The 7,188-nt window shown below is 33.2% G+C and carries 7 protein-coding genes; all 7 read left to right on the plus strand.

The window, feature by feature from the left end; all coding sequences use genetic code 11:
* Positions 1 to 954, plus strand: a 954-nt coding sequence (locus V7124_RS26110) for an ATP-grasp domain-containing protein (RefSeq protein ID WP_335494874.1), incomplete at its 5' end; no start/stop codon positions are given.
* A 174-nt stretch (positions 955 to 1,128) separates the two neighbouring features.
* Positions 1,129 to 2,181, plus strand: coding sequence for a 3-oxoacyl-ACP synthase III family protein (locus V7124_RS26115; protein ID WP_335494877.1), 1,053 nt, complete (start codon positions 1,129 to 1,131; stop codon positions 2,179 to 2,181).
* 24 nt (positions 2,182 to 2,205) lie between these two features.
* The gene (locus tag V7124_RS26120) at positions 2,206 to 2,520 is read left to right on the plus strand and encodes an acyl carrier protein (RefSeq protein WP_335494879.1); all 315 of its coding nucleotides are present in this window, start codon (positions 2,206 to 2,208) and stop codon (positions 2,518 to 2,520) included.
* Positions 2,505 to 3,203, plus strand: coding sequence for an SDR family NAD(P)-dependent oxidoreductase (locus tag V7124_RS26125; protein ID WP_335494882.1), 699 nt, complete (start codon positions 2,505 to 2,507; stop codon positions 3,201 to 3,203). The genes V7124_RS26120 and V7124_RS26125 overlap by 16 nt, the downstream gene beginning before the upstream one ends.
* Positions 3,203 to 4,546: an ANL family adenylate-forming protein gene (locus tag V7124_RS26130; protein WP_335494885.1), complete on the plus strand. Its 1,344-nt coding sequence runs from the start codon at positions 3,203 to 3,205 to the stop codon at positions 4,544 to 4,546. Before V7124_RS26125 ends, V7124_RS26130 begins: the two co-directional genes overlap by 1 nt.
* 51 nt (positions 4,547 to 4,597) lie before the next feature.
* Positions 4,598 to 5,773: a nucleotidyltransferase domain-containing protein gene (locus V7124_RS26135; protein ID WP_335494887.1), complete on the plus strand. Its 1,176-nt coding sequence runs from the start codon at positions 4,598 to 4,600 to the stop codon at positions 5,771 to 5,773.
* 131 nt (positions 5,774 to 5,904) lie between these two features.
* Positions 5,905 to 7,173 (plus strand): polysaccharide pyruvyl transferase family protein, encoded by a 1,269-nt coding sequence (locus V7124_RS26140; protein ID WP_335494889.1) that lies wholly within the window; start codon positions 5,905 to 5,907, stop codon positions 7,171 to 7,173.
* Positions 7,174 to 7,188 lie beyond the last annotated feature (15 nt).

Below are 7,188 nucleotides of genomic sequence, written 5' to 3' on the forward strand. Positions count from 1 at the left end.
TTAATTAAATCTGTTTCCTTATCTAAGTTATGTAAATCTGTACATGGAATAGAAGAAATGGATTTTGATATTAAATGTAAAAACATAAGAGAGGTTATCAAGTCCCTGATTCCTGATAATGATGATAATTTTATTATTCCTACTGGTATTCAATCAACTTTATATATTAGTAAAAATGCAAAGGAAATTGAAGGAATTATAAATTATTATCCTATTTCGGACTATAAGACTCTTGCCATGCTAAATAATAAATGGGAATTCTATTTATTTTTAATGAAACATAAGATTTCAACACCAAAGACGATGTTATTTGACCATTCGGAAATTCAAAATATGAGAGACAATCTTAATTTTCCGGTTATTTCTAAACCGCTGGATAGTGAAAACTCAATTAATGTAATAAAATCAGAAACCTTTAATGATTTATATAAGGAAACAAATGGGACAAAAATCCCGCTACTAGTACAAGAATATATTCCTGGTTACGATATTAACTTGTGTATCTTCAGTTTGAACGGAAACATTAAAGCATGGACAATAAACAGAAGAACTGATAAGGGGGTTGTATTCGATAATAATAAAGAAATATTGCAAATTGGTGAGTACATTGTGAAAACTCTTAATTATTCTGGTTTAATACATTTTGATTTAAGATTTAATGCCCAGGATGGAACATTTATGGTCTTAGAATGCAATCCAAGGGTTTGGGCAAGTATGTTGCATTCGGCTTATGTAGGAGTTAACTTTATGGAGCTGGCCATTAACAATCAAAATAATGAATTTTCTTTTAAAGAGATTAAGTCTGGTACCTTATCGTTAAATAAAAATTCTCTGCTTAATAAGCTATTTAAGCCCTCTCTAAGTAAACAAGATTTTAAATCAATATTCATTCAAACCAAATTATTTATACATGATCCTATCTATGAATTAAATTTCATCATTAATAAAAAATAATTCTATAGAACAACGACATTTTACACTTCATTAATAAATCTAAAATAGGAGAAACATTTTGCTCGTTTGTTCTTTAGAAGAAACAAAAAGGTGATAAAAATTCATTATAAAGGTTTTCTTCAGAGTGAAGCCTCATACGTTTCAATTATTAAATTGAAAAGATAGGTGATTTAATTGAAGTCAAAGTTTACTACATCATTAATTAAAGGTATAGCTGCTGCCATTCCAAATAACTTTATAGAATTAACTTCTCTATCCTCCTTGTATGGAACTGAAGAAGTAAAAAAAATAATAGCGAGCACAGGGATCGAACAGGTTCGAGCCGCCAAGGAAGGCCAGTGCACATCGGATTTATGCGCAGCCGCAGCTGAAGCGTTGCTCGCAAAACTAGAAGTCGATCCATCTACAATTGATGGGATTGTATTTGTCTCCCAATCACCAGATTATAAGATGCCAGCAACAAGTGTTTTACTTCAACACCGGTTGGGATTACCTACAACTGCTGTTGCTTTTGATATTAATTATGGTTGTTCCGGTTTTGTGTACGGATTATATCAAGCCTCAATGCTGATTGAATCTGGTGGATGTGAGAGAGTATTAGTTTGTGCAGGTGATACTTCGAGCAGAATGGTCCACCCAGGAGATCGTTCTGTTCGGATGGTATTTGGTGATGGTGGTAGTGCAACGCTAGTTGAAAAAGGAGAATCCGTATCACATTTTATATTAAGGACGGACGGTTCCGGGGCTGAACATTTAATTATACCAGCAGGTGGATCACGTATGCCAATAAGTGAAGAGACCTCCCTTTCAATAGAAGTTGAGGATGGGAATATCCGCAATGAGGAAACCCTAAGAATGAATGGAATGGAAATCATGTCATTCGTTTTACGAGAAATTCCTCAAATGATTGATGAGTTGCTGTATGAAACAGGTTGGAAAAAAGAAGAGGTAGGTACGTATGCGCTTCATCAGGCAAATAAATTTATGCTTGAGTATTTGAGTAAAAAAATGAAGTTCCAAAAGAATTCTGTCCCGATAGCTGTATCAAATGTAGGTAATACTGGTCCTGCATCTATACCTCTAATGTTATCCATTAAACAAAAAGAATTAACTGAAAATGATCAACTCCAAAAAGTGATTTGTTGTGGTTTCGGTGTGGGTTTATCATGGGCCTCCTGTTCTCTTGATTTATCTTCAACTCTTATATTAGATCCTATTGAAGCTTAAATAAAATAGAAAGAGGAATATAATATGCGTGATAAAATCTCCAAAATTGTTCTTACTACTATTGAAGAATTTAATTCTACCTACGAACAGAATATACCAATAGAACGAATGGAAGATACCCCATTATATGGTAAGGATGGAGTTTTAGATTCTTTAGCATTTGTTTCATTAATTGTCATGGTCGAACAGTCGATTGAAGATGAGTTGGAAGTTTCATTGATTTTAGCAGATGAGAAAGCCATGTCTCAAAAAACGAGTCCATTTTTAAAAGTTAGTTTATTAGTGGACTATATCTGCAGATTGTTAGAAGAGGAGATGGCGGTGTGGAAAGACCGATAACCTTAATAACTGGAACTAGAAAAGGAATCGGAAAATACTTAGTAGAGCATTATGTACGTCAGGGACATATTGTGATTGGCTGCAGTCGAGATGAACCGGATTGGACTCTTGATGGATATGATCATTACAAAGTTGATGTCTCTGTTGAAAAAGAGGTAAAAGCTTTATTTTCTTTCATCAAGAAAAAATATGGGAGGCTCGATCATTTGATCAATAATGCGGGTATAGCCTCGATGAATCACTTCTTACTTACACCTATTTCTACAGTTAATAAGATTTTAAATACGAATGTGGTCGGTACTTTTCTGTTTAGCAGAGAAGCGGCAAAGCTAATGCAAAAACAGGGGTATGGAAGGATTGTCAATTTCACAACGGTAGCGGCTCCTCTAAAGCTTGAGGGAGAATCAATATACGCAGCCTCCAAAGCTGCTGTTATCTCATTTACCGAAGTAATCGCAAGAGAGTTATCTTCTTATGGTATAACAGTTAATTCGATTGGCCCCGCTCCCATAGAAACGGATCTAATACGTTCAGTGCCAAAGGAAAAATTGGAGGCACTTATCAATAGGCAAGCAATCAAAAGGTATGGAACTGTAGAAGATGTAGCTAATGCTGTTGATTTCTTCCTGCAAAAAGAAAGCTCATTTATAACAGGGCAAACGCTATTTCTAGGAGGGGTATAATGTTTATCGATTTCATAATAGATCGGTTCCAAAAAAATTCAGAGAAAGATGCTCTCATTTGGAATAATGAAGCTTTTACATTCGGTAGAATGATTGAACTTTTTCAGAACTGGAAATTGAAATTGGAGGACGAACGTGTCCCAAAGGGGAGTGTTGTTGCTTTAGATGCAGACTTTTCCCCAACATCTATCGCCTTGTTACTCTCCTTGATTGAATCCAAAAGTATAATCGCGTTGTTAAGTAAAGCTGTAAGGGAAAAAAAAGAAGAGTTTTGCGAGATTGCAGAAGCTGAATATATCATTTCCTTATCTTCGGATGACAAGGTATCATTCATGAAACAAGAAAGGAAAGCAGAACATGAGATCCATGCCAAACTTCGTGATTTAGGACATCCTGGAGTTATTCTCTTTTCGTCAGGGTCAACAGGTAAAAGTAAAGCAGCGGTCCATGATTTTGTTCCATTGATAGAAAAGTTTAAAACCCCTCGGCATGCTAAGCGTACACTTGCATTTTTACTTTTTGACCATATTGGTGGACTGAATACAATGTTTTATACATTTTCTAATAGTGGATGTCTTGTTACAGTTCAAGATCGCGCTCCAGAAGCTGTGTGTGAAGCTATAGAAAAATATCAGGTTCAGACTCTGCCAACTTCGCCTACATTTATTAATCTAATTATGCTTAGCGAAGCCTATAAAGGACATAATTTAGGAAGCCTTGAATTAGTCACATATGGAACTGAAGTGATGCCAGAAACAACCCTAAAGAAATTTCACTCGATATTTCCTTCTATTCGTCTGCTGCAGACGTACGGATTATCTGAGGTTGGAATACTACGTTCAAAATCTAAATCATCGGATTCTTTATGGGTAAAAGTTGGTGGAGAGGAATTCCAAACGAGAGTTAGGAATGGGATGTTGGAAATTAAAGCACAATCAGCCATGTTAGGATATCTTAATGCACCATCTCCGTATACAGAAGACGGTTGGTTTATGACACAGGATGCAGTAGAGGTCGATGGTGATTACATTAGAATTCTTGGTCGGACATCGGAAATTATCAATGTAGGTGGGGAAAAGGTATTCCCAGCTGAAGTCGAGAGTATAATCCAGTTGATGGAAGGCGTACAGGAGGTTGCTGTTAGTAGTGTACCGAACCCTATTACAGGGCAAATGGTTAAAGCAACGATAAAGCTAGCTACATCTGAAAATATTAAGGATTTCCGTCATCGATTACTTCAATATTGTAAGGACAAATTACCTAGTTACAAAATTCCACAAAAGCTTGTATTGGTCGATAGGTGGATGCATAATGACCGATTTAAAAAAATGCGGAAAGATTGAAATCATAGAAATAAATGGGATAACCACTTGATGATATTGAAGGAGAATAAAATGAATGATAATTTCAGTCTTGATTTGGAAGGGTTACCGAAGGAATTAAAATTAATACTTGAGATTATAAAGATTGAGAATGACAAGAAATTACACTTAAAGATAATAGAACAGTTATTTGATGTTGACTGGAATCATTTCCTTGAGTTAGCGATACATCATCGCCTTTATCCATTATTATATTCAAAGATAAAAATGATAGATCAAAAGATACTTCCAAAATTTGTCGTTCAAAATATATTCCAAGAATACAAGAAAAATACATTTCAAATGCTTCACCTAAGTGCAGTAATGGAGGAAGTAAGTAAAATATTTGCAGAAAATGAAATTCGCCTCCTTGTATTAAAAGGACCTGTACTTGCAGCAGACCTATATGGAAATCTCTCCCTACGTACCTGTAGAGATTTAGATATTCTTGTACCAATGAACGAATTAGATAATGTGGATAAACTCCTAGTATCGATAGGCTATAAGCAAGAGGATTATTTTCAAATTGAAACCGTATTGAATGACTGGAAATGGAGACATCATCATATATCTTATTTTCATCCTCAAAAAGGGGTTAAGCTTGAAATTCATTGGAGATTAAATCCTGGTCCTGGAAAAGAACCGAGTTTTAATGAATTGTGGGAACGGAAAAGAATCAGTTCTCTTACAACTCAACCTGTCTACTATTTGGGGAGAGAGGATTTGTTTTTCTTCCTTGTTACTCATGGAGCACGTCATGGTTGGTCTAGAATTCGTTGGTTGGTTGATGTTCATGAACTTGTACAACAAAAAATGGATTGGATTAAGGTTCGAAAGGTAATGAAGGAATATCAATACCTTCATTTAGGAGGGCAGGTATTAATATTATCCTCCGAGTTGTTGGAAACTCCGATATCCAAAGAAATGAAAGCCTTAAACTTAGGTAAGATTCCTAAAGATATAGTGCAAAAAACAATATTTTATTTTGAACACATGGTAAATTTACATACTGAACCCCTGCCAGAGAGTGTTTCAAGATATCATGACCGTTATTTACTATCATTAAAAACAAACCGGCAAAAACTTTTGTATTATATTAGTGTATTATATCCATCTATTACAGATGTAAAAACTATAAAATTGCCGAAATACTTGTATTTTTTATATTTTCCATTAAGACCCATTCTTTTGGTCATGAGGAAAAGGTGAAACAATCATTATCTTAAGGGTGGAAAAATGAACCAGATTAGAATGACAGTTTCTGATATCTTATCAAAATCCGTAAAAAATAATCAATATTGAAAAATAATCTTTGTATTTATAATACGGAGTGATTAGAAATGGTAAAAATTATTGAAAGATTAAGATATTCGAAATATACAAAAAAGGTCCCTTTTAATTGGAAATTATATTTTCAATATTTTTTATCAAATCATGAAAGTTACCCAATTAGTATGAAAGATGAATTGAAAATATTAGTAACCATAGCAGCTGATTATGGCAATCTCGGTGATATTGCTATTACTCATGCACAAATAAAATTTTTGAGTAAGCATTTTCCAAATTATAAAATAATAAAGGTAGATGTTGAAGATACTTATAAGTTAATAAACTTAAAAAAGTTCATCCATTCAAATGATATCATTACGATTATTGGCGGGGGGAATATGGGGAACTTGTATGAAAATTATGAAAATAGGAGAAAGTTTATCATTCATTTATTCCCTGATAATAAGATCATATCATTTCCTCAGTCCATAGATTTTAGGACAGAAAGCTCTTTAAATAAAAGTATAAAAGTTTATTCAAAACATCAAAACTTGCATATCTTTGCTAGAGAGGCTCAATCTTTTGAGTTGATGAAAAAATGCTTTAAGAATAATCATATTTATTTAGTTCCAGACATTGTTTTGTCCCTTGAAATGGAAGAATCAACATATAATAGAGAAGGTATTATTCTTTGTTTAAGAAACGACCTTGAAAAAAAGATAACAAATAATCAAAAGGAACGTCTTATATTATCTATAAATAAGAAATACAAAGCAGTAACTAATTATGATACTTTTATTTATAATTTCACAAAGGAAAGTGCAGCAAAAGAGCTAGAAAGTATATTTTTTGCATTTAAAAAAGCTAAAGTGGTAGTAACGGATAGGTTACATGGCATGATTTTTTGTGCTATTACAAAAACACCTTGCTTAGTATTACCAAATAGTAATCATAAAATCGCTGGTACTTATAAAAAGTGGTTAGATCATTTAAATTATATAATCTTTGTTGAAGATTTTGATGTTAAGACAATAATAGAGCACATAGATACTCTATACAATAGTAAGATGGAAGACATGTATTGTGACTTGGATTTAACTGATAGGTATGAGTTATTATTAGAGGTTTTAAAGGATAAAAAAATGACTTCAAAACCGAATTTAAATATATTAAAAAATCTATTTGATAGCTATACAGAAAAAAATAAGGGTTTCTTTAAGGGAATTCATGGGTGGATGTACAAAGGTTTTACTTTGGGCAAAGTGGGTTTATTATTATACTTTATTAACATGGATTTGGATTTTTTTATAGTTATTTGCATGAGTATTTATAAAATATAGAAAAAGCTTTACTTT

The sequence above is a fragment of the Neobacillus niacini genome (assembly GCF_036961885.1).
In the GTDB taxonomy this organism is placed as follows: Bacteria; Bacillota; Bacilli; order Bacillales; family Cytobacillaceae; genus Neobacillus; species Neobacillus niacini_H.